This is a genomic window from Microbacterium rhizophilum, assembly GCF_039605615.1.
Lineage (GTDB): Bacteria > Actinomycetota > Actinomycetes > Actinomycetales > Microbacteriaceae > Microbacterium > Microbacterium rhizophilus.
Genome location: NZ_JBCNUN010000001.1, coordinates 327,288 through 349,314 on the forward strand (window position 1 = coordinate 327,288; position 22,027 = coordinate 349,314).

Consider the following 22,027-nt stretch of genomic DNA (forward strand, 5'->3'; position numbering starts at 1 on the left):
AAGGTATCTGTTCCGCGGGGCCCGCCCTCATTAGGTTCAGGAGTGCGTCGGCGTCCGCCGCGCGCCGAGGAGCGGAGGGCCGATGTCCGACGCCGAGGACGACCCCGCCGGGGCGGCTTTCGAGGTCGTGGCGCTCGCGTCCGCCTTCGGGCGAGGGCGCGCGTTCGTGGCCGAATCCCTGCCGCCGTCCGCCGCCGCGCTGTACGACGCGGCCGTGGCGGATCCGGAATGGGCGACAGCGGATCTCACGACCCGCGCGCTCGTGATCGCGCGGGTCCTGCGGCGTGATGCCGGACTCGCCGGCCGGTATCGCGCGGAGGTCGTCGCGGGCCTGTACGGCTTCGGGGCGGGCGAGGACGACGAGGTCGATCGCGCGATCGAGGAGGTCGTCGACCGGATGGGCGGGTACGCGGAGTCGCCTCCGCCCCCGCCGCCGCCTCCGTCCATGGCGCCCCCGCAACCTCCCCCGCCCATGGCGCCGCCGGGGCCCCCGCCGGTCGCTCCGCCGAGTGACGGCCTACTCGGCGCCGACGGTACGGTGGCGGAGTTCGCACCGGGTCCGGTGACGCCGCCCGGGATCGACGCCGAGGCCGCCCCCGCACCAGACGCCGCACCCGAGCCCCAGGCGGAGGCAGAGCCCCCGCCTGCGGCCGACGTCGTGCAGAGCTGGCTCAACGCCGAGCTCGCCGGCCCCGCGCTCACTGCCTCCGCGCCATCGCTGCTCGCGGTGCACTTCGGCGAGAAGACCACGCGCGGGCAGGCGACCGCGATCGGCCTTCCGGTGGCCACCGGGGAGGCGTCCATCGACGTCGACGTGCAGCTCACCAGCGCGGACTTCGACGTGCCGAGGCATCCGCAGCGCCTCACCGTGGGCCGCGACGGGACGTCGGAAGGCCGCGCGCTGTTCGAGATCACGCCCCGCCACGACGGCCCCTCGCGGCTGAGCGTGCACGTGCACGTCCGCGGCAACTTCGTGCAGCGGCTCGATCTCACCTACGGCGTCGGCACCACCGCGACGCCCGACGCCGAGGGCTACGGCCGACCCATCGCCGCCGCCGAGGTGCTGCACGAGCGGCTCGCCACGCTGCAGATCCGGCCGATGGACTGGGGCTTCGAGCTCATCGCCAAGGAGGTCCATCCCGAGCCGATCGCCGTCCCCATCACGCCGCCGCAGCTCGCCGCGCGGATCGACGACGTGCGCGCGGCACTGCTGGCCGCCGTCAAGAAGCGCGCGGTCGCGCTCGAGATGACGATCACGCCGCAGGACGGCGACGCCCTCCTGCACGAGCTCGCCTTCGCCGGCTTCCGGCTCTTCCAGGCGGTCTTCGACGGCCCGCAGGCCTCGCCTGCTCTGCGCGACGTCGGCCGCTGGCTGCGGGAGACGCTCTCGCGAGACGTCACGACGCTGCAGGTCGTCTCGTCCGGGTTCCCGGTGCCGTGGCCGCTCATGTACCTCGTCGAGCGCTTCGACGCCGCCGCGCTGACGTGGGACGACTTCATCGGCATGCGCCATGTGGTCGAGCAGCTGCCCCTCGCGCAGATAGACGTCGGCCCGCCCGCGGTCGCGATCGCCTCCACGCCGGACCTGGCGGTGCGCGCGATCTACAACGACGGCATCGACGAGGACATGCCCTCCCGCCCCGTCGCCGGGCAGCGCGCGTACTGGGGCGCGCGCGGCGTGCGCCTCACCGAGGGGACCACCGCCGACGACCTCGTCCGCGCCGCGCTCGCCGCGGGCGCGTCCGACCAGGTGCTCTACCTGTTCTGCCACGCGACCGCGTCGGCCGACGATCCCGACGACGCGCGGCTCATCCTGACCGGCTCGCAGGGCGTGACGCTCGGCGACCTGTGGGTGCACGCGCCGCGCGAGGACCAGCTCGCGGGCCGGCCGCTGGTGTTCCTCAACGCGTGCGAATCGGCGGAGCTCTCGCCGAGCTTCTACGACGGCTTCGTGCCGTACTTCCTGACCAAGGGCGCCCGCGGCGTGATCGGCACGGAGTGCAAGACGCCCGGGCTGTTCGCGGCCGAGTGGGCGAAGGCGTTCTTCGACGAGCTGTTCGCCGGGCGGCCCCTCGGCGAGACGGTGCTCGAGCTGCGCCGGCGTTTCCTCGCCGAGCACAACAACCCGCTCGGCCTGCTGTACGGCGTGTATGCGGATGCCGACACGATCGTCGCGCCGGCGCTGCCCGCGCGACCCTGAACGAGGAGCACGACATGGCGCTGCGCCGCACCCCCGGCGGTCTCGAGTACCACCTGATCGCCTACGACAAGCGCGGCCACGAGCTGCCTGATCTCGAGGGCACGGTCGCGAGCGACCGCGCCGTCGAGGAGCTGTCATCGCCCGGCCGCGACATCACGGATGTCTTCCTGCTGAGCCACGGCTGGCAGGGCGACTACGTCGACGCCATCGCGCAGTACGACGCGTGGCTGGACGGTCCGGGACCGGATCGCCGGGACGACGCCGTGCGTCCGTTCGTCATCGGGGTGCACTGGCCGAGCAAGGCCTGGAGCGACCGCGAGCTGCGCTCCGCGCCCAGCGGTCTGCTCGAGGAGATGCCCGCCGAGGCCGAGTCCACGGTCTCCGTCGAGGAGGCGGTCGAGGACCTGATCGCCGAGCTCGGCGACGGCCCGGAGGTCCGCGACGCGCTGGAGACCGTCCTCGCGTACGCGGCGGAGATCGATCCCGAGACGCAGGCGGAGGGAACCGAGCAGCTGCCGCCCGACGTCGTCGACGCCTACCGGACGCTCGCCGGAGCGGTGGGCGCGGACGCGGACGATCCGCTGCTGTCGGGCGGATGGGATCCGGACGCCGTCTTCGCGGAGGCCACGAGCGCGCAGGCGGAGGACGACGGCGGCCTGCTCGGCGTCGGCGACTGGCTGCGCGGACTGCGCGACGCCGTGCTCACTCCCCTGCGCCAGCTCACCTTCTGGCACTCGAAGAACCACGCGCGCGAGTTCGGCGAGGGCGCGGTGGCCGACCTGCTGCGCCGCGTCATGGGAGGCACCGACGCCCGCGTGCACCTGATCGGGCACAGCTTCGGCACGATCGTGATGGCGGGCGCGGTGCGCGGACCCGGGGAGTTCCCCGACCCACCGCCGCGGCCCGTCGACTCGCTGTTCCTGATGCAGGGCGCGGTGTCGCTGTGGGCGTTCGCCGACCGCGCGCCGGGCCAGTTCGGTGGCGGCATCGGATACTTCGCCGACATCGTGGCGCCCGAGTTCGTGCGCGGCCCGATCGTCGCGACGCGCTCGCGGTGGGACTACGCGGTCGGCCGGTTCTACCCGCTCGCGGTGGGCATCGTCGGCCAGTACCTGCTCGGCGAGGAGCTGCCGAAGTTCGGCGGGATCGGCGCCTGGGGCATCCAGGGCGTGGCGGGCGCGGTCGAGCTGCCCGCGCTCCAGCCCGGCGACACCGCCGACCCCGGCCTCGCGGACGGGGTCGTGCACAACGTCGACGCGAGCGCGGTGATCTCGCGCCTCGCGGGCGCGGCCGGCGCGCACAACGACGTCGCCCACGCCGAGCTGCGCCGGCTCGCGTGGCACGCGGCCCTGGCGCGTTAGGCTCCGGGCGTCAGAACCCCAGGCGGCCGAGCTGCTTCGGGTCGCGCTGCCATTCCTTCGCCACCCGCACGTGCAGCTTCAGGAACACCTTGGTGCCGAGAAGCGGCTCGACCTGCGCGCGGGCGCGGGCGCCGACGTCGCGCAGGCGCGAGCCCTTCGGGCCGATGATGATGCCCTTCTGGCTGTCGCGCTCCACCACGATGCTGGCGTGCACGTCCGTGAGATCGTCACGGTCCTCGCGCGGCATCACCTCGTCGACCGTCACAGCGATCGAGTGCGGCAGCTCGTCGCGCACGCCCTCGAGCGCGGCCTCGCGGATGATCTCGGCGATGCGGTCCTCGGTGCTCTCGTCGGTGACGACGCCCTCCTCGTAGAGCGGCGGCCCCTCCGGCATGAGCGCGAGCAGCTCGTCGCTCAGCACCTCGAGCTGGTCCCCCGTGAGGGAGGACAGCGGGATCACGGCGGCCCAGTCCTCGCGAAGCGCGTTGACCTCGATCAGTCGCTCCATGATCTGATCCGGGCTCGCGGCATCCGTCTTGGTCACGATCGCGACCTTCTTGGCGCGCGGATAGCCGCTGAGCGACTCCGCGATGCGGCGATCGCCCGGGCCGACCTTCTCCGGTGCGGGGGCGCAGAACGCGATCACGTCGACGTCCCCCAGCACCTGCTCCACGAGGTCGTTGAGACGCTGGCCGAGCAGCGTGCGCGGCTTGTGGATGCCGGGGGTGTCGACCACCACCAGCTGTCCCCCTGGCCGGTTCAGGATGCCGCGGATCGCGCGCCGCGTGGTCTGCGGCTTCTCGCTCGTGATGGCGACCTTCTCGCCCACGAGCGCGTTCATCAGCGTGGACTTGCCCACGTTCGGACGTCCCACGAACGTCACGAAGCCGGACCTGCCGGATTCAGCCATCTTCTCTCTCCCTGTACTCCTCGATCGTGCGCAGCGCCTCGCCGCGCTCGACGAACACCGTCGCGATGCCCCGCCCGCGACCGCGCGACGTGCCGCCGGTCACGATCAGGCCCGCGACCTCGGCGATGTCGCCCGGCTGCGGCACGCGACCCAGCGTCTTGCCCAGCAGGCCGCCGATCGAGTCGACGTCCTCGTCCTCCAGCTCGATGCCGAACAGGTCGCCCACCTCGTCGAGCGAGAGCCGCGAGCTCACGCGGTAGCGGCCTCCCGCGAGCTCGACGATCTCCTTCGACGGGGCGTCGTATTCGTCGGCGATCTCGCCCACGAGCTCCTCGATCAGGTCCTCGAGCGTGACGAGGCCCGCGATCCCGCCGTACTCGTCCACCACGAGGCACACGTGCACGGCGTCCCGCTTCATCTGCTGCAGCAGCGTCTCCGCGCGCATCTGCTCGGGCACGAACACGGCGGGCCGTGCGATCGCGCGGATGCCCGCGTCGCGCCACGTGTCGCTCGTGGCCACCACGTTCAGCGGCGGCCGCTCGCCGGATGCCGCCGGCGCCGCGGCGTCGCGGAAGCCGAACTGCACCACGTCCTTCAGGTACAGCACGCCGATGATGTCGTCGACCTCGCCGTCGACCACCGGCATGCGCGAGATGCCGCGATCGAGGAACAGCGCCATCGCCTCGCGGATCGTCGCGTCCGCCTCGACCGTGACCATCTCGGTGCGCGGCACCATCACGGCGCGCACCACCTGATCCGTGAAGTCGAACACCGAGTGGATCAGCTCGCGATCGTCCGCCTCGATCAGCGCGTGCGAGGCGGCCTCGTCGACGATGCTCAGCAGCTGCTCCTCCGACTCGAAGCTGCGCCGCCCGCCGCCGGGCGTGAGCCGGTTGCCGAACGCCGCGAGGAGCCCCGACAGGGGGCCGAGCACGATCAGCACGCCGCGCACGAGCGGCGCCGCGAAGGGAAGCAGAGACGACGCGTAGCGCCGGCCCAGCGTCGCGGGGATCGACGACACCCCGACGAACGACACGCCGGTCATCAGCAGCGCCGCGACCAGCAGCGCCCACCAGATGCTGTGCAGGATGAGCGAGGACGCCGCCGTGACCAGCACGGCGGCCGCCGTCTCCGCGAACACGCGGACGAACACGACGACGCCGGCGTGGCGATCCGGGTCCGCCGCGATGCGCGCGAGCGCCGTCGCGTTGCGCCCGGAGCCCGCCATGTCGACGAGGTCGCCGCGCGAGGTCACCGACAGCGCCGCGTCGAGCGCGGACATCAGCCCCGCGAGCACGACGAGCACCAGGGCGCCGCCGAGCAGCAGCGAGGCCACGGGCGCCAGGACGTCGGGCGGCAGGTCGGTCATGCGCCGCCTCTCATGCGCCGGACGGGTCTCATGCGGTGCGGCGACGCTCCGCGGCGGCGAACGCGGCGATCAGCTCGCGCTGCAGGCCGAACATCTCGCGTTCCTCCTCGGGCTCCGCGTGGTCGTAGCCCAGCAGGTGCAGCAGGCCGTGGGTCGTGAGCAGGATGAGCTCGTCCATGGTGGAGTGCCCGGCGGTCTCGGCCTGGGACTCCGCCACCTGCGGGCACAGCACGATGTCGCCGAGCAGGCCGGGCGGCGTCGGCTGGTCCTCGGTGCCCGGGCGCAGCTCGTCCATCGGGAAGCTGAGCACGTCGGTCGGGCCCGGCTCGTCCATCCACTGCAGGTGCAGCTGCTCCATCGCGCCCTCGTCGACGAGCACGATCGCCACGTCGGCGTCGGACGACACGTGCAGGGCCGCGAGGTTCTCCTGCGTCAGCCGCAGCAGCACCGACTCGTCGATCTCGACGGCGGACTCGTTGTTGATGTCGATCACGATCGTCCTCGCTTGGGCATGCGGTCCCGGGGACCGGAGGGGCCCTGAGAAGATGGGTGCCGTGCGGTGCGGCGCTCGGCGCGGTTGGCGAACTCGCTGGCCTCGTCGCGCTCGTGGCGTGCGGCCATCCGGCGCTCGTCGTACTCGCTGTACGCGTCGACGATCCGGCCGACCAGCGAGTGCCGCACGACGTCGTCGCTCGTCAGGCGCGTGAAATGGATGTCGTCGATCCGGTCGAGCACGCGGGTCACCAGGCGCAGTCCCGACGCGCCCTGCGGCAGGTCGACCTGCGTGATGTCGCCCGTGACGACCATCTTCGTGCCGAAGCCGAGGCGCGTGAGGAACATCTTCATCTGCTCGGGCGTCGTGTTCTGCGCCTCGTCGAGCACCACGAACGAGTTGTTGAGCGTGCGGCCGCGCATGTACGCCAGCGGTGCGACCTCGATCGTGCCGGTCGCCATGAGCTTGGGGACGAGCTCCGGATCCATCATCTCGTTGAGCGCGTCGTACAGCGGGCGCAGGTACGGGTCGATCTTGTCCGTGAGCGTGCCGGGCAGGAATCCGAGCCGCTCGCCCGCCTCGACGGCGGGACGGGTGAGGATGATCCGGTCGACCTCGCGCCGCTGCAGCGCCTGCACCGCCTTGGCCATGGCGAGGTAGGTCTTGCCGGTGCCGGCGGGGCCGATGCCGAACACGATGGTGTTCTCGTCGATCGCGTCGACGTACTCCTTCTGGCCCACGGTCTTGGGCCGGATGGTCTTGCCGCGGCTGGACAGGATCGCCTCGCCCATCACCTCGCTGGGGCGCGGGCCGCCCTCGTCGCGCAGCATGCGCGCCGAGCTCTGCACGTCGGCGGGGCCGAGCGCGTGGCCGGCCCGGGTCATCTCGAGCAGCTCGTCGACCAGGGCGCGCGCGGCGCGCACGTCGTCGGCCGGGCCGCGCAGGGTGATCTCGTTGCCGCGCACGTGGACGTCGACGGCCGGATGCGCCTTCTCGACCATCCGCAGCAGGCGGTCCTGCGGGCCGAGCAGCTGCACCATGGCCACGCCGTCGGCCGTCACGGTCTGGGTGACGTCGCTGTCGTCGCTCGGGTCAGGCACCGACGAGGCTCTTCTCTCCCAGTCCGCCGGCGAGCACGTGCGCGTGCACGTGGAAGACCGTCTGGCCGGCGCTCGCGCCGGTGTTGAACAGCAGACGGAAGTCGCCGCCGGCGACGCCCTTCGCGACCTCGACCATCTCGGCGAGCAGCGACGGATCGCCCGCGGCCAGCTCGGTGACGTCGCGGTACTCCTGCGTCTTCGGGATCACCAGCAGGTGCACGGGCGCCTGCGGCGAGATGTCCTTGATGGCGAAGACGCGCTCGGTCTCGGCCACGATCTCGCCCGGGATGTCGCCCCGCAGGATGCGGGTGAAGATCGAGGGTTCGCTCATGTGGTCCAGTCTATGCGCGGGGTGCCCGGCGGTCCGGGCTCGTTCGCCGAGCGCGCACCATCACCAGCGCCCGAGGGCGGCGTTCACCAGTGCCAGGGCGGCCGGGCCCGCGGTGGAGGTGCGCAGCACGGTGTCGCCGAGCCGCACCCGCGCGGCACCCGCGGCCGCGAGGCGGTCGAGCTCGTCCGGCGAGATGCCGCCCTCGGGCCCGACGACGAGCAGGATCGACTCCGCGCCCGACAGGTCGAGCGCGCTCAGTCGCACGTCCGCGGTCGGCTCGAGCACCAGGATCCGGTCGGCGCGCGCCGCGAGCGCCGCCGTGGTGGCGATCGGCGTCACCTCGGGCAGCCAGGCGCGGTGCGCCTGCTTGGCGGCCTCGCGCACGATGGTCGCCCAGCGCGCGCGGCCCTTCTCCGCCTTGGGGCCCTCCCAGCGCGACACGCTGCGCGAGGCCTGCCACGGCACGATCTCGTCGACGCCGAGCTCGGTCGCCGCCTGCACGGCGAGCTCGTCGCGGTCGCCCTTGGCGAGGGCCTGCGCGAGCGCGATGCGCGGGCTCGGCGCGTCCTCGTCGCGGCGCGCGACGATCCGGACCACGACCTCTCGCGGGGCCACGCTCTCGCACTCCCCCTCGAGCCAGGCGCCGCGGCCGTCGGTGACCGTGACCGCCTCGCCCACGCGGACGCGCCGCACGGCGGCGGCATGATGCGCCTCCGCGCCCGTGAGCGTCAGCGTGTCGCCGGCCCCGGCGGATCCGGCGGTCTCGTCGATGAAGTGCAGCGCCACGGCGGATCAGCCGTTCCGGAACCGGTCGCGCAGCTTCGAGAACAGGCCCTGCTGGAACTCCGCCAGCTGCGGCTTCGGGGACTTCGTGCGCTTGGCGAGCTCCTCCACCAAGGCGCGCTCCTTGGCGTCCAGGCGCGTCGGGGTCACGACGTGCACGCCCACGCGCAGGTCGCCGCGCTGCCCCGAGCGCAGCCCGGTGATGCCGCGGTCCTTGATCGTCAGGACGTCGCCGCCCTGCACGCCCGCGCGCAGCTCGAGGTCAACCGTGCCGTCGAGCGCGTCGATCGTGGTCGTCGTGCCCAGGATGGCGTCGGTCATCGACACCTCCAGCGTCGCGAGCAGGTCGTCGCCGTCGCGGCTGAACACGGCGTGCGGCGTGACCTGCACCTCGATGTAGAGGTCGCCGTTCGGGCCGCCCGCGGGGCCGACCTCGCCCGATCCGGGCAGCTGCAGGCGCAGACCCGACTCGACACCCGCCGGGATGTCGACCGACACCGTGCGGCGCGAGCGGACGCGGCCCTGGCCGCCGCATGTCGGGCACGGGTGCGGGATCGTGGTGCCGTACCCCTGGCACGCGCCGCAGGGCTGCGAGGTCACGACGTTGCCGAGGAGGCTGCGCACCTGGCGCTGCACGTGGCCCGAGCCGCCGCAGATCTCGCAGCGTTCGGGACTGGTGCCGGGCTGGCAGCACGAGCCCTGGCAGGTCTCGCACAGGACGGCCGTGTCGACCTCGAGGTCGCGGTGCGCCCCGAAGACCACGTCGCCGAGCTCGAGCGTGACGCGCACGAGCGCGTCCTGACCGCGCTCCCGGCGCGACCGCGGGCGTCCGCCCCGGCCGCCGCCTCCCGCACCGAAGAACGTCTCGAAGATGTCGCTGAACCCGCCGAAGCCGCCCCCGGCGCCGCCGAACATGCCGTCGTCGCCGCCCATGTCGTAGCGGCGGCGCTTCTCGTCGTCGCTCAGCACCTCGTAGGCGTGCGTGACGGCCTTGAACTTCTCCGACGCGTCCTCGCTGGGGTTCACGTCGGGATGAAGCTGGCGCGCGAGCCTGCGGTACGCCTTCTTGATCTCGTCGGACGTCGCCTCGCGCGACACCCCGAGCACCTCGTAGTGATCAGCCACACTCGCCTCTCGATGGATCGCGCGCCGCGCGATCCGCATCTCGTCGAGGATCGCGCCCAGCGCGATCCGGGTACACCTTCGGTCCGCCTACCGGCGGTTGTCGTCCTCGTCCAGCAGCCGGGTCAGGTACCGCGCCACCGCGCGTGCCGCCGCCAGGTTGCTGGGGTAGTCCATGCGCACGGGTCCCATGAGTCCCACGCGCGCGCGGCCGATCGTCGCGTCGTAGTCGCTCGCGATGATCGAGGCCTCACCCAGACCGAACGCGGCGTTCTCGCGGCCGATGCTGGCGGACAGGCCCTTGTCGTCCGCGGCCATCTCCGACATCAGCCGCAGCAGCGTCACCTGCTCCTCGATCGCCTCGAGCAGCGGATGGATGCTGCCGCGGAAGTCCTGCTCCCGCCTGGCGAGCGTCGCGGCCCCGGCCATCACCAGCCGGTCCTGCCGGAACTCGTCGAGCTCCTCGCCCACCACCGCCGCGATCGTGATGAGCGCCTCGTCGAGCCGCGACCGCTCGCCGGGGGCGGATGCGCGCAGCGCGTCGATCCGCTCGGATCCGGATCGCACGGAGCGCCCCGCGATGAGCGCCGCGAGCTGCGCGCGCAGCACCGCGACGTCCTCCTCGTCCACGCCCCGCGGCGTGGCCGTGAGTCGCTGCGAGACGCGTCCGGTGTCGGTGACGATGATCACGAGCATCCGGAACTCGTCGAGCCGCACGAGCTCGACGTGCGTGACGTTCGCGGAGGCGAATGACGGGTACTGGACCAGCGCGACCTGGCCCGTGAGCTGCGTGAGCAGCCGCACGGTGCGGGCGAGCAGGTCGTCGAGGTCGGCGGGATCCGCGAGGAACGTCGAGATCGCCGCGCGCTGCGCCGCGGACAGCGGGCGCAGCTCGGCGAGGTGGTCGACGAAGACCCGATACCCCTTGTCGGTCGGCACCCGCCCCGAGGACGTGTGCGGAGCGGCGATCAGCTCCTCGTCCTCGAGCAGCGCCATGTCGTTGCGGATCGTCGCGGCCGACACCCCGAAGGCATGCCGCTCGACGATCGACTTGCTGCCGACCGGCTCGTGCGTGTCGACGTAGTCCTGCACGATCGCACGGAGGACCTGCAGTCCGCGTTCCGTGACCATGGGCACCTCCCCGTCGCGCTTGGCACTCGATCCTTCTGAGTGCCAATTCTAGCGAGAATCCCTCGCGCAGGTTGTAAGCCCGCACCGCAGGTCGCTTCTCAGGGGATCCCGCGTTCTCAGGATCGATTGCGCTCGCGAAGTCCTGAGAAGCCGGCATCTCCGGAGAACGTGTCACTCCGTGAGCGCGCGCACCACGGCGTCGGCGAGCAGCCGCCCGCGCAACGTCAGGACCACGCGGCCGCGCACCGCCGCGGCGCCGTCGACCAGGCCGTCGGCGACGAGGCCCGCGACCGCGCGGCGCGCGTCCGGCGCGAGGGCATCGACGGCCAGACCCTCGCGGATCCGGCTCTCCAGCAGCACGCGCTCCAGGGCCCGGGCCTCCGCATCCGGGATCTCGCGTCCCGCCGCCGGCGACTCGCCGAGCGAGAGGCGCTGCGCATAGGCGGCCGGATGCTTGACGTTCCACCAGCGCAGACCGCCGACGTGGCTGTGGGCGCCCGGACCGAAGCCCCACCAGTCGAGGCCGCGCCAGTAGGCCAGGTTGTGGCGCGAGCGGTGCTCCACGCCGCGCGACCAGTTGCTGACCTCGTACCAGTCGAAGCCCGCCGTCCCGAGCTTCGCGTCCGCCAGCTCGTACATGTCGGCCTGCAGGTCGTCATCCGGGGCGGGCACCTCGCCGCGGCGGATCTGCCGCGCGAGCTTGGTGCCGTCCTCGATGATGAGCGCGTAGGCCGAGATGTGATCCGACTCGAGCGCGAGGGCGGCGTCCAGCGACGCCTCCCAGTCGGCGAGGGTCTCCCCCGGCGCGCCGTAGATCAGGTCGACGCTCACGTCGAGCCCGGCCCCGCGCGCGGCGTCCACGGCAGTGCGGACGTTGCCGGGCGTGTGGGTGCGGTCGAGCGCGGCGAGCACGTGCGGCACGGACGACTGCATGCCGACCGAGATCCGCGTGACGCCGGATGCCGCGAGCTCGCGCGCGACGGCGGGCGTCACCGTGTCGGGGTTCGCCTCGATCGTGATCTCGGCGCCGTCGGCGAGCCCGAACGCGGAGATCACGCCGTCGAGCATCCGGCCCAGGTCGCCCGCCGGCAGCAGCGTGGGCGTGCCGCCGCCGAAGAACACCGTGCTCGCGGCGCGCAGCGCGCCCGCCTCGGCGAGCACCTCCCGCCCCAGCGCGACCTCGCGCAGCAGGGTGTCGGCGTACTCGTCCTGGCGCGCGCCGCGCAGCTCACCCGACGTGTAGGTGTTGAAGTCGCAGTAACCGCATCGCACACGGCAGAACGGCACGTGCAGGTAGACGCCGAAGTCGACATCCGGATCGATCCGCACCTGCGCGGGCAGGCGTCCGTCCGCCGGAGCGGGATCGCCCAGCGGAAGCGCACCGGCCATCAGGACCCCGGCGTGGCGAACAGCGGGGAGATCGCGCGCAGGTAGCCGGCGGACAGGGCCCGGCGCCGACGGCGCACGAAGCCGCGGAACATCCGGTACAGCAGGCCCACGGGCCGGTCGAAGGCCTTCACGGTGAACCAGACCTCGTCGTTGTCGCGCCACTCGATCGTGAACGACTCCTCGCCGCTCACCATGGAGCCGCCGACGGTGCCGAGCGCGAAGCCGACGCGACGGGCCTCCTCGATCACGAAGATGACGCGCAGCTCGGCATCGGCGCGCATGCCGTTCACGCGACCGTGCACGCGCAGCGTGGTGCCCGGGCCCGCGTACGGCGTGCCCTCGGCGTCGTAGCGCTGGTCGGTCTCGAGCTTGGAGGGGGCGATCGCGTTGCCCTCGCCGTCGAAGCTGACGCCGGAGTACGCCGGGCCCGGAGCGGGCCGCACGTCGGTCACCTTCAGGCCCGCGCCCTTCAGCGCTCCCCAGGACAGCAGCGCGTCGCCCGCCGAGCGGAAGCGGTCCTCGCCGCTGCCGATGCGCCACGAATCGGCCGCCGGGAGGCTGTGCTCCGGCGGGTACTGCAGCAGGTCGTGCGCCTGCGTGGCGCCGACCGCCGCATAGTCGACCGTCTCGTCCTGGAAGGTCCCGCGACGCATGTCATCCACCCTACGTGCCGAGCCTGAGCGCCTACTTGGCCTTGGTCTCGACGTCGCCGGACAGGGCCGCGATGAACGCGTTCTGCGGCACCTCGACCCGGCCGATGGTCTTCATCCGCTTCTTGCCTTCCTTCTGCTTCTCGAGCAGCTTGCGCTTGCGGGTGATGTCACCGCCGTAGCACTTGGCCAGCACGTCCTTGCGGATCGCGCGGATGTTCTCGCGCGCGATGATGCGCGCGCCGATCGCGGCCTGGATCGGCACCTCGAAGTGCTGACGCGGGATCAGCTTGCGCAGCCGCTCGGTCATCGTGGTGCCGTACGCGTAGGCCTTGTCGCGGTGCACGATCGCGCTGAACGCGTCGACGCGGTCGCCCTGCAGCAGGATGTCGACCTTCACGAGGTCGGCCTCCTGGCGCCCGGCGGGCTCGTAGTCGAGGCTCGCGTAGCCCTGCGTGCGGCTCTTGAGCTGGTCGAAGAAGTCGAACACGATCTCGCCGAGCGGCATCGTGTACTTCAACTCGACGCGCTCCTCCGACAGGTAGTCCATGCCGAGCAGCGTGCCGCGCCGGCTCTGGCACAGGTCCATGATCGTGCCGACGTAGTCCTTGGGTGCGAGGACCGACGCCTTCACGATCGGCTCGGTCACGGCATTGATCTTGCCGTCCGGATACTCGCTCGGGTTGGTCACGACGATGTTCTCGCCCGTCTCGGACGTCACCTCGTAGATCACGCTCGGCGCCGTCGTGATCAGGTCGAGCCCGAACTCGCGCTCGAGGCGCTCGGTGATGATCTCCAGGTGCAGCAGGCCGAGGAAGCCGCAGCGGAACCCGAAGCCCAGCGCGACGGAGGTCTCCGGCTCGTAGGCCAGCGAGGCATCCGACAGCTTCAGCTTGTCGAGCGCCTCGCGCAGGTCGGGATAGTCACTGGCGTCGATCGGATACAGACCCGAGTAGACCATCGGCTTCGGGTCGACGTACCCCGCCAGCGCCTCGGTCGCGGGCGTGCGCGCGTTGGTGATCGTGTCGCCGACCTTCGACTGCCGCACGTCCTTCACACCGGTGATGAGGTAGCCCACCTCGCCGACGCCGAGGCCCTTCGAAGGCACGGGCTCCGGCGCGGAGACGCCGATCTCGAGCAGCTCGTGCGTGGCGCGCGTCGACATCATCTGGATCCGCTCGCGCGGCGTGAGGGTGCCGTCGATCATGCGGACGTACGTCACCACGCCGCGGTAGGCGTCGTAGACCGAGTCGAAGATCATCGCGCGGGCCGGCGCCTCGGCGTCGCCCTTCGGCGCGGGGATCTCCCTGACGAGGCGGTCCAGCAGCTCCTCGACGCCCTGCCCCGTCTTGCCCGACACCCGCAGCACGTCGTCGGGGTCGCCGCCGATGAGGTCGGCGAGCTCTTTCGCGAAGCGATCCGGATCGGCCGCCGGCAGGTCGATCTTGTTCAGCACCGGGACGATCGTCAGGTCGTTCTCGAGCGCGAGGTAGAGGTTCGCCAGCGTCTGGGCCTCGATGCCCTGTGCCGCGTCGACGAGCAGGATCGCGCCCTCGCACGCGGCGAGCGAGCGGGACACCTCGTAGGTGAAGTCGACGTGACCCGGCGTGTCGATCATGTTCAGCGCGAACGTCTCGCCGTCCTGCTCCCACGGCATGCGCACGGCCTGCGACTTGATCGTGATGCCGCGCTCGCGCTCGATGTCCATCCGGTCGAGGTACTGCGCACGCATGTCGCGGTCCGAGACCACGCCGGTGATCTGCAGCATGCGATCGGCCAGCGTGGACTTGCCGTGGTCGATGTGGGCGATGATGCAGAAGTTGCGGATGCGCTCGGGGGGCGTCGCGGCGGGCTCGAGCGGTGTAGAGGCGCGGGGTGACATGTCCCCTCGATTCTACGGTGCGCCAGGTCCGTCACCCCGCCCGGACGCCCGACGCGCAGAACGCCCGGTCTTCGATCCCCGCGCCCGCGTGCACCATGCAGGTTGCGTTGTCATTCCCACCATGTTGCGTGCTTTTCACAGGGAGAACACAGAACGGTAACGCTTTTCGCACGGCTGCCCGCTCGTGCTGGTGGAGCACGCGCCCGAGCGTAGAGTCGCCGAAACGTCTGTCACGAAAGAAGCTCCACGCCTTGATCCGTTTCCTGCTGCGCCGCACTGCGGGCTGGCTGCTGATGATCCTGGCGGTGACCAATCTGACGTACTTCCTCGCCTGGGGCTATCTGGACCCGCGCGCGAACTACGTCGGACGCCGCCCTCCCCTGTCCGAAGAGCAGATCGTCGGTCTGCTGCGCCCGCGCAACCTCGACGACAAGGTGCCGCTCATCGAGCGCTGGTGGGGCTGGATCAGCGGCATCCTGCTCCGCTGGGACTGGGGCGTGAGCCCCGTCGGGCAGTCCGTCAACGAGCAGGTCGCCTACCGCATGTGGATCTCCGCCGAGCTGATGCTGGGCGCGACGATCCTGCTGACCCTCGTCGGCGTCGGCCTCGGCGTCTACACCGCGGCCCGCCAGTACAAGACCGCCGACCGCGTGTGGCAGGGCATCTCGATCGTGACGATGAACATCCCGATCGTGGTCGGCGCGCTGGGCATCGTGCTCCTCGCGATCGCGCTCAACAACGCCGTCGGCACGCGCATCTTCTACGTGACCGGCGCCGCGTCTCGAGGAGTCGACGGCTTCTTCCCCGCCGTCCTCGACACCCTGCAGCATCTCGTGCTCCCCACGCTCGCGCTGGTGATCACCGGCTACGCGCAGTACCACTTCCTGCAGCGCTCGCTGCTGCTCGACAACATCAAGACGGACTACGTGCGCATGGCCCGGGCCAAGGGCCTGACCAAGGCGCAGGCCGTGCGCCGCCACGCGCTGCGCACGTCGCTGATCCCCGTCGCGACGCAGGTCGCGTTCTCCATCCCCGCGATCTTCACCGGCGCGATCCTCACCGAGGGGATCTTCGCCTGGCAGGGCATGGGCAAGTACTTCCTCGACACGATCACGAACAACGACATCCACGGCGTCGTCGCCGTCGCGGCCTTCGGCGCGGTCTTCACGGCCGTCGGCGCCGTGCTGTCGGATATCGCCGTCGTGGTCCTCGACCCCCGAGTGCGGGTGAGCTGACATGAGCGTGACCACCGACCTGATCGATCCGCTGGAGCACGGCGACAACCCGCCGCCCAGCGAGCGCGAGCTGCGCGCCCCCGGCCGCAAGCGCATGTCGAAGTGGGAGCTGTACAGCCGCCGCTTCGCCCGCAACCGCGGCGCCCTCGCGGGCCTCGGCATCTTCCTCCTGCTCGCGCTGTTCGCGGTCTTCGGGCCGTTCCTGCAGCAGTTCGACCACATCGAGCTCGACTTCCTCTCACTGAGCGACCCGCCGAGCGCCGAGCACTGGTTCGGCACGAGCGGCGCGGGCAACGACCTGTTCGCCATGGTCGTCGTGGGGCTGCAGCGCTCCCTCCTGATCGCGCTGGTGGTGTCCATCGGAACGACGATCCTGTCCGCGGTGATCGGCGCCGCGGCCGCCTACTTCGGCGGCTGGTTCGAGCGCATCACGCTGCTCGTCATCCACTTCCTGATGGTGACGCCGACGTTCCTCATCCTGGCGATGATCTCCAACGACGCCGGCGGCGACTGGCGGATCATCTCGCTCGTGATGATCCTGACGGGCTGGTTCTTCTCGGCTCGCGTGATCTGGACGCTGTCGCTGTCCATCCGCGAGCGCGAGTACGTGCAGGCCGCGCGCTACATGGGCGTCAAGGGCTTCACGATCGTGCTGCGCCACATGCTGCCGAACATCGGCTCGCTGCTGGTGATCAACTTCACGCTCGGCGTGGTGGCGGCCGTGCTCACGGAGACCGGCCTGTCGTTCATCGGCTTCGGCGTGAAGCTGCCCGACGTGTCGCTCGGCTCGCTCATCGGCATCGGCGCGAACAGCGTCTCGAGCGCCCCCTGGCTGTTCTACTTCCCCGCCGGCGCCCTGACGCTGCTGACCGTGTCGATGGCCCTCATCGCCGACGGCCTCCGCGACGCGCTCGACCCGACCTCGGCGGCGGGAGGCCGCGCATGACGATCGCTGACACCACCTCCGGCACTGTCCTCACGAAGCCGGTCCTCACGGTCCGCGACCTCACGGTCAGCTTCCCGTCCGAGGCGGGGCGCGTGGACGCCGTCCGCGGCGTGTCGTTCGACCTGCTGCCGGGCCGCACCCTCGGCATCGTCGGCGAGTCCGGCTCCGGCAAGTCGGTCACGTCGCTCGCGGTCATGGGCCTGCTCGACGACAACGCCCGCGTCGGCGGCTCGATCAGCTTCGACGGCCAGGAGCTGCTCGGCAAGAGCGACGCGCAGCTGTCGAAGCTGCGGGGCAACGGCATCGCGATGATCTTCCAGGATCCGCTGACGTCGCTGACCCCGGTCTTCACGATCGGCGACCAGATCATCGAGGCGCTCACGGTGCACGACTCGAAGATCTCGCGCCAGGCCGCCACGACGCGCGCGATCGAGCTGCTGCGTCTCGTCGGCATCCCGAACCCCGAGAAGCGCCTGAAGTCGTTCCCGCACGAGTTCTCGGGCGGCATGCGCCAGCGCGTGGTGATCGCGATCGCGATGGCGAACCGCCCGAAGCTGATCATCGCGGACGAGCCCACCACGGCGCTCGACGTCACGATCCAGGCGCAGATCCTCGAGCTGATCAAGACCGCCCAGCGCGAGACCGGCGCCGCCGTGATCATGATCACGCACGACATGGGCGTGGTGGCCAACATCGCCGACGACGTGCTCGTGATGTACGCCGGCAAGCCGATCGAGCAGGCGCCGGTCGTCGAGCTGTTCGCCGACACCCGGATGCCGTACTCCATCGGCCTGCTGGGCGCGATCCCGCGCGTGGACAAGGCGGAGAAGCAGCCGCTCGTGCCCATCAAGGGCAACCCGCCGCTGCTCGTGGATCTGCCCGACGCGTGCCCGTTCGCCGACCGCTGTCCCATCGCGGTCGACGCATGCCGCCGCAGGGAGCCCGAGCTGCTGCCGGTGAGCGGCAAGACCGACCACCGGGCGGCGTGCATCCGCGCCGAGGAGATCCGCGCCGGCTTCATCGACGGCCACCCGGTCTACCCCGTGCCGATCATCCCGACGTCCGAGCTCGTCCGCACGCCCCGCGAGGAGCGCCCGGCCACACTCGAGGTCCAGAACCTCGTCAAGACGTTCCCCCTCACCAAGGGAGCGTTCTTCAAGCGCCGCATCGGCGACGTCCACGCCGTAAAGAACGTCACGTTCGACGTCCGCGAGGGCGAGTGCATGGCGATCGTCGGCGAGTCGGGCTCGGGCAAGACGACCACGCTGCTGCAGATCATGGATCTCGCCCCGCAGATCGACGGGGACATCCGGATCAACGGCGTGAGCGTCGCCGACATCAAGGCCGGGCGCGCCGAGCGCGACCTGCGGCGCGACATCCAGATCGTCTTCCAGGACCCGATGGGCGCCCTCGACCCGCGCATGACGGTGTTCGACATCATCGCCGAGCCGCTGCGCACGATCGGCGAGCCGAAGGACCGGATCGAAGCCCGCGTCGACGAGCTCATGGACCTCGTGGGCCTGAACCCGGCGCACAGCGACCGGTTCCCGACCGCGTTCTCCGGCGGTCAGCGCCAGCGCATCGGCATCGCCCGCGCGCTCGCGACCAACCCCAAGGTCGTCGTCCTCGACGAGCCGGTCTCGGCGCTCGACGTGTCGATCCAGGCCGGCGTCATCAATCTCCTCGACGAGCTCAAGGTCAGACTCGGGCTGTCGTACCTGTTCGTCGCGCATGACCTCTCGGTCGTGCGTCACATCGCCGACCGCGTAGCGGTGATGTACCTCGGAAGCTTCGTCGAGCACGGCGACGTGGACGAGGTGTTCGACAATCCGCAGCATCCGTACACGCAGGCACTGCTGTCGGCGATCCCCGTTCCCGATCCCCAGAAGGAGCGGACCCGCGAGCGCATCGTGCTCACGGGCGATCTGCCGAGCCCGACCGAGCAGCCGAAGGGCTGCCCCTTCGTCAGCCGCTGCCCGCTGTACAAGACGCTCGGAGACGCGGAGCGAACGCGCTGCGAGACGGAGCTTCCGCCTCTCACCGGTCGCGAGGGGGTCCACGTGAACGCCTGCCACTACCGCTGACGGACACACGCACTCACATACTCACAACTCAACAGTCCCCACCATCCCAGTGGCGCCCACGAGGCGTCGAAAGGAGCACCAGAATGAAGCTGCAGCACAAGCTGCTGGGCGTCGTCGCCGCAGGCGGCGCGCTCGCTCTGACCCTCGCCGGCTGCGCCGGCGGCGGCAACGGCGACGGCGGTTCCGCCGAGGAGACGCCGGCCGAGACCATCACCGGCGCGGACTACAACCCGCAGCCGCGCGAGGCCCTCGAGCAGGGCGGCGAGGTGGTCTTCCCGATCACCGAGATCACCCCGCAGATGAACCCGAACCACGGCGACGGCTCGGTCGACACGACCACGCTGTGGACCTGGTACAACCCGCAGTTCATCCTCATGACGCCGGACGGCGAGGCCTCGGCCAACCCGAACTACCTCACCGGCTGGGAAGCCGAGGAGGTCGACGGCAAGACGGTCCTGACCTTCACGATCAACCCCGAGGCCAAGTACAACAACGGCGATCCGATCACGTGGGAGACGTACAAGACCACGTGGGAGGCCCTCAACGGCACCAACGAGGAGTACTCGCCCAGCAGCACCGACGGCTACTCGCTCATCGAGTCGGTCGAGCAGGGCGATGACGAGTTCCAGGCCGTCGTCACGTTCAAGCAGGTCTACCCCTGGTGGCAGGGCCTGTTCTGGAACCCGCTGAACCCCGAGGTCAACAGCCCCGAGGCCTTCAACACCGGCTACCTGGAGGAGGCGCACCCCGAGTGGGGCGCCGGTCCCTACAAGATCGACGACCTCGACCTCAACGGCGGCACCGTCTCGCTCGTCCCGAACGAGAACTGGTGGGGCGACGAGCCCCTGCTCGACAAGGTCACGTTCCGCGTGCTCGAGCCGGTCGCGATGGTCAACGCGTTCCAGAACGGCGAGATCGACTACGCCGACAACCTGACGGCCGACAACCTCGAGCAGCTAAAGGACCTCGAGGGCGCCGTGACGTACCGCGCCCAGCGCACGGCCACCAACCTGCTGCAGCTGAACGCCGAGCGCCCGCAGTTCGCCGACCTCGAGGTCCGCGAGGCGATGCTCAAGGCGATCGACCGCGAGCAGATCAAGGAGGTCATGTGGGACGGCCTCAACTACACCGAGGACCCGGTGGGCTCGCTGAACCTCTTCCCGTTCCAGGAGGGCTATGTCGACGCCCTGTCCGAGGCCGGCTGGGAGTTCAACGTCGATGACGCGAACGCCATCCTCGACGAGGCCGGCTGGGAGCTGAACGGCGACGTCCGCGAGAAGGACGGCGTGGCCCTCGAGGGTCGCCTGCCCATCTTCGGCGACGACCCCATCACGCAGGCGCGTGCCCAGGTCATCCAGCAGCAGCTCTCCGCGATCGGCGTCAAGGTCGAGATCGACGTCCGCCCCGCGGCCGACTTCTCGACCGTGCTGTCGACGAAGGACTGGGACCTCGTCCTGCTCGGCTTCTCCTCGAGCGACCCGTACGGTGTGGCCTACATGTGCCAGCTGTACTGCTCGGACAGCAGCCTGAACCTGTCGGCCACCGGCACGCCGGAGATCGACGAGCGCATCGCCAACGAGGTCGCGGCTCTGCCGACGGCCGAGGAGCAGACGGCCGCCGGCCTGAAGCTCGAGTCCGAGATCATCTCGCAGACCTGGGGCATCCTGCCGCTGTACATGGGTCCGTGGATCTCGATGGCCAAGGAGGGCCTGGCGAACCTCACGCCGGAGACCTACACGGGTCTGGACCTCTTCGGTCTCCAGCCGGTCGAGAACGTCGGCTGGGAGAAGGGCGCGGCGGAGTAGTCCCCTCGTTCGATCTCTGATCTGATCCGCTTCGGGGTCGGTGGCTCACGCCGCCGGCCCCGAAGTCGTTTCGGTAGCTTTGGATGCATGTCTGTGCAGGTCGTGCTGGTCCACGGGATCCGCACGTCCGCGAGCATGTGGCGGGCGCAGGTCGCACATCTGCAGGAGCGCGGGATCGCCGCGACCGCCGTGGATCTGCCGGGTCACGGCACGCGCCTGGAGGAGACGTTCACGCTCGACGGCGCGTTCGAGACCATCGACGCCGCGGTGCGCGACGCCGCCCGGCGCGGTCCCGTCCTGCTCGTGGGGCACTCCATGGGCGGGCTGCTCTCGAGCGTGTACGTCGGCGCCGAGGACCCGCCGCCCGTCGCCGCGTTCATCGCCTCCTCGTGCACCGCGGTCCCCCGCGGCATCGGGTTGCGCGCCTACCGCGCGCTCGCGGCCGGGCTGAACGCGCTGCCGGGCCGCGGGCAGCGTCTCACCGACGCGGTGCTCAGGGCGACGCTGCCGCTCGAGACGCGCGCCGACTTCGGGGCCGGCGGCTACGCGTACCTGGCGCAGGACATCGCGCTGCGCAGCCTCTCCGTCCTCGACCTCATGGCGGCGCTGCGACGCATCCGGATCCCGATGTGGTTCGTGAACGGGCAGTGGGATCAGCTGCGGCTCAACGAGAAGCTGTTCGCCCGGATGGTGCCGCACGCGGAGCTGATCCTGGTCCCCCGCGCGACGCACCTGGTGACGGCGATGCGGCCCGCCGTGTTCAACGCGGTGCTCGACCTCGCAGTCGCCACGGTGCACGCCCGAGCGGGCACGGGGGACGCGGCCTGACCTGCTAGACTCGGTCTTTGGCTTGCGTGTGGGTCCCACCCCGCACCCGTCGTGCGACGCCCCTCTACCGTCAATCGACATCGTCCGAACAACCTCTGAACGAAAGTCTTTCGACACGTGGCAAACATCAAGTCGCAGATCAAGCGCATCAAGACCAACGAGAAGGCGCGCGAGCGCAACAAGGCCGTCAAGAGCGAGCTGAAGTCCTTCGTCCGCCGCACGCGCGACGCCATCGCCGCCGGCGACAAGGCCGCCGCCGAGGCCGCGCTCGTCAAGGCGTCCAAGAAGCTCGACAAGGCCGCCAGCAAGGGCGTCATCCACAAGAACCAGGCCGCGAACCGCAAGTCGGCTCTCGCGTCGAAGGTCGCCGGTCTCTGACCCGATCTCGCCGAGAAAGGCCCGTCCCGT

Annotated in this window: 19 protein-coding genes; 8 read left to right on the forward strand and 11 right to left on the reverse strand. The window is 70.9% G+C overall.

From position 1 onward, the window contains the following. Positions 1-82 precede the first annotated feature (82 nt). Positions 83-2,200, forward strand: a complete 2,118-nt coding sequence (locus AAD528_RS01705) for a CHAT domain-containing protein (RefSeq protein WP_345750305.1) — start codon at positions 83-85, stop codon at positions 2,198-2,200. A gap of 14 nt (positions 2,201-2,214) precedes the next feature. Next, positions 2,215-3,561: a hypothetical protein gene (locus tag AAD528_RS01710; protein ID WP_345750306.1), complete on the forward strand. Its 1,347-nt coding sequence runs from the start codon at positions 2,215-2,217 to the stop codon at positions 3,559-3,561. A gap of 10 nt (positions 3,562-3,571) precedes the next feature. On the opposite strand, the gene era is transcribed toward AAD528_RS01710, so the two are convergent. From era to lepA, 11 genes are all read right to left on the reverse strand, one after another. Beyond that, entirely contained in the window at positions 3,572-4,471 is a 900-nt protein-coding gene (era, locus tag AAD528_RS01715; protein ID WP_345750307.1) for a GTPase Era, read from the reverse strand. Next, positions 4,464-5,840 (reverse strand): hemolysin family protein, encoded by a 1,377-nt coding sequence (locus tag AAD528_RS01720; protein ID WP_345750308.1) that lies wholly within the window; start codon positions 5,838-5,840, stop codon positions 4,464-4,466. The genes era and AAD528_RS01720 overlap by 8 nt, the downstream gene beginning before the upstream one ends. A gap of 28 nt (positions 5,841-5,868) precedes the next feature. Next, positions 5,869-6,336 (reverse strand): rRNA maturation RNase YbeY, encoded by a 468-nt coding sequence (gene ybeY / locus AAD528_RS01725; RefSeq protein ID WP_345750735.1) that lies wholly within the window; start codon positions 6,334-6,336, stop codon positions 5,869-5,871. Beyond that, the gene (locus tag AAD528_RS01730) at positions 6,330-7,373 is read right to left on the reverse strand and encodes a PhoH family protein (RefSeq protein ID WP_345750736.1); all 1,044 of its coding nucleotides are present in this window, start codon (positions 7,371-7,373) and stop codon (positions 6,330-6,332) included. The genes ybeY and AAD528_RS01730 overlap by 7 nt, the downstream gene beginning before the upstream one ends. A 52-nt stretch (positions 7,374-7,425) precedes the next feature. Then, complete coding sequence (locus tag AAD528_RS01735) at positions 7,426-7,764, reverse strand: HIT domain-containing protein (protein ID WP_345750309.1); 339 nt, start codon at positions 7,762-7,764, stop codon at positions 7,426-7,428. A gap of 60 nt (positions 7,765-7,824) precedes the next feature. Then, on the reverse strand, positions 7,825-8,550 hold the full coding sequence (locus AAD528_RS01740; protein ID WP_345750310.1) for a 16S rRNA (uracil(1498)-N(3))-methyltransferase: 726 nt from the start codon (positions 8,548-8,550) through the stop codon (positions 7,825-7,827). A 6-nt stretch (positions 8,551-8,556) separates the two neighbouring features. Beyond that, a complete protein-coding gene (gene dnaJ, locus AAD528_RS01745) occupies positions 8,557-9,672 on the reverse strand; it encodes a molecular chaperone DnaJ (RefSeq protein ID WP_345750311.1) in 1,116 nt (371 codons plus the stop codon). Positions 9,673-9,759: 87 nt separating this feature from the next. Then, positions 9,760-10,800 (reverse strand): heat-inducible transcriptional repressor HrcA, encoded by a 1,041-nt coding sequence (gene hrcA, locus AAD528_RS01750; protein WP_345750312.1) that lies wholly within the window; start codon positions 10,798-10,800, stop codon positions 9,760-9,762. A 171-nt stretch (positions 10,801-10,971) separates the two neighbouring features. Next, the gene (gene hemW / locus AAD528_RS01755) at positions 10,972-12,189 is read right to left on the reverse strand and encodes a radical SAM family heme chaperone HemW (protein WP_345750313.1); all 1,218 of its coding nucleotides are present in this window, start codon (positions 12,187-12,189) and stop codon (positions 10,972-10,974) included. Continuing rightward, on the reverse strand, positions 12,189-12,842 hold the full coding sequence (locus tag AAD528_RS01760) for a DUF1990 domain-containing protein (protein ID WP_345750314.1): 654 nt from the start codon (positions 12,840-12,842) through the stop codon (positions 12,189-12,191). Before AAD528_RS01760 ends, hemW begins: the two co-directional genes overlap by 1 nt. A gap of 31 nt (positions 12,843-12,873) precedes the next feature. After that, positions 12,874-14,721, reverse strand: a complete 1,848-nt coding sequence (lepA, locus tag AAD528_RS01765; RefSeq protein ID WP_345750315.1) for a translation elongation factor 4 — start codon at positions 14,719-14,721, stop codon at positions 12,874-12,876. Between the two features lie 251 nt (positions 14,722-14,972). Between lepA and AAD528_RS01770 the strand changes: the two genes are divergently transcribed. The 6 genes from AAD528_RS01770 (at position 14,973) to rpsT (ending at position 21,997) form a co-directional block, all read left to right on the forward strand. Continuing rightward, a complete protein-coding gene (locus AAD528_RS01770; protein ID WP_345750316.1) occupies positions 14,973-15,956 on the forward strand; it encodes an ABC transporter permease in 984 nt (327 codons plus the stop codon). A 1-nt stretch (position 15,957) separates the two neighbouring features. Then, entirely contained in the window at positions 15,958-16,902 is a 945-nt protein-coding gene (locus AAD528_RS01775) for an ABC transporter permease (protein WP_345750317.1), read from the forward strand. Then, complete coding sequence (locus tag AAD528_RS01780) at positions 16,899-18,986, forward strand: ABC transporter ATP-binding protein (RefSeq protein ID WP_345750318.1); 2,088 nt, start codon at positions 16,899-16,901, stop codon at positions 18,984-18,986. The genes AAD528_RS01775 and AAD528_RS01780 overlap by 4 nt, the downstream gene beginning before the upstream one ends. An 83-nt stretch (positions 18,987-19,069) precedes the next feature. Continuing rightward, positions 19,070-20,791 carry an ABC transporter family substrate-binding protein gene (locus AAD528_RS01785; protein ID WP_345750319.1) on the forward strand — a complete coding sequence of 574 codons (1,722 nt, stop codon included), beginning with the start codon at positions 19,070-19,072 and terminating at the stop codon, positions 20,789-20,791. Positions 20,792-20,878: 87 nt separating this feature from the next. Then, entirely contained in the window at positions 20,879-21,619 is a 741-nt protein-coding gene (locus tag AAD528_RS01790; RefSeq protein WP_345750320.1) for an alpha/beta fold hydrolase, read from the forward strand. A gap of 117 nt (positions 21,620-21,736) precedes the next feature. After that, positions 21,737-21,997, forward strand: a complete 261-nt coding sequence (rpsT, locus tag AAD528_RS01795; protein ID WP_345750321.1) for a 30S ribosomal protein S20 — start codon at positions 21,737-21,739, stop codon at positions 21,995-21,997. Positions 21,998-22,027: the final 30 nt, after the last annotated feature.

Bases quoted from the DNA above. Each gene is read 5' to 3' on its own strand.
- AAD528_RS01705 (WP_345750305.1), top strand. From the start codon at position 83: ATGTCCGACGCCGAGGACGACCCCGCCGGGGCGGCTTTCGAGGTCGTG.
- AAD528_RS01710 (WP_345750306.1), top strand. From the start codon at position 2,215: ATGGCGCTGCGCCGCACCCCCGGCGGTCTCGAGTACCACCTGATCGCC.
- era (WP_345750307.1), bottom strand. From the start codon at position 4,471: ATGGCTGAATCCGGCAGGTCCGGCTTCGTGACGTTCGTGGGACGTCCG.
- AAD528_RS01720 (WP_345750308.1), bottom strand. From the start codon at position 5,840: ATGACCGACCTGCCGCCCGACGTCCTGGCGCCCGTGGCCTCGCTGCTG.
- AAD528_RS01730 (WP_345750736.1), bottom strand. From the start codon at position 7,373: ATGGTGCAGCTGCTCGGCCCGCAGGACCGCCTGCTGCGGATGGTCGAG.
- AAD528_RS01735 (WP_345750309.1), bottom strand. From the start codon at position 7,764: ATGAGCGAACCCTCGATCTTCACCCGCATCCTGCGGGGCGACATCCCG.
- hrcA (WP_345750312.1), bottom strand. From the start codon at position 10,800: ATGGTCACGGAACGCGGACTGCAGGTCCTCCGTGCGATCGTGCAGGAC.
- hemW (WP_345750313.1), bottom strand. From the start codon at position 12,189: ATGGCCGGTGCGCTTCCGCTGGGCGATCCCGCTCCGGCGGACGGACGC.
- AAD528_RS01760 (WP_345750314.1), bottom strand. From the start codon at position 12,842: ATGCGTCGCGGGACCTTCCAGGACGAGACGGTCGACTATGCGGCGGTC.
- lepA (WP_345750315.1), bottom strand. From the start codon at position 14,721: ATGTCACCCCGCGCCTCTACACCGCTCGAGCCCGCCGCGACGCCCCCC.
- AAD528_RS01775 (WP_345750317.1), top strand. From the start codon at position 15,958: ATGAGCGTGACCACCGACCTGATCGATCCGCTGGAGCACGGCGACAAC.
- AAD528_RS01780 (WP_345750318.1), top strand. From the start codon at position 16,899: ATGACGATCGCTGACACCACCTCCGGCACTGTCCTCACGAAGCCGGTC.
- AAD528_RS01785 (WP_345750319.1), top strand. From the start codon at position 19,070: ATGAAGCTGCAGCACAAGCTGCTGGGCGTCGTCGCCGCAGGCGGCGCG.
- AAD528_RS01790 (WP_345750320.1), top strand. From the start codon at position 20,879: ATGTCTGTGCAGGTCGTGCTGGTCCACGGGATCCGCACGTCCGCGAGC.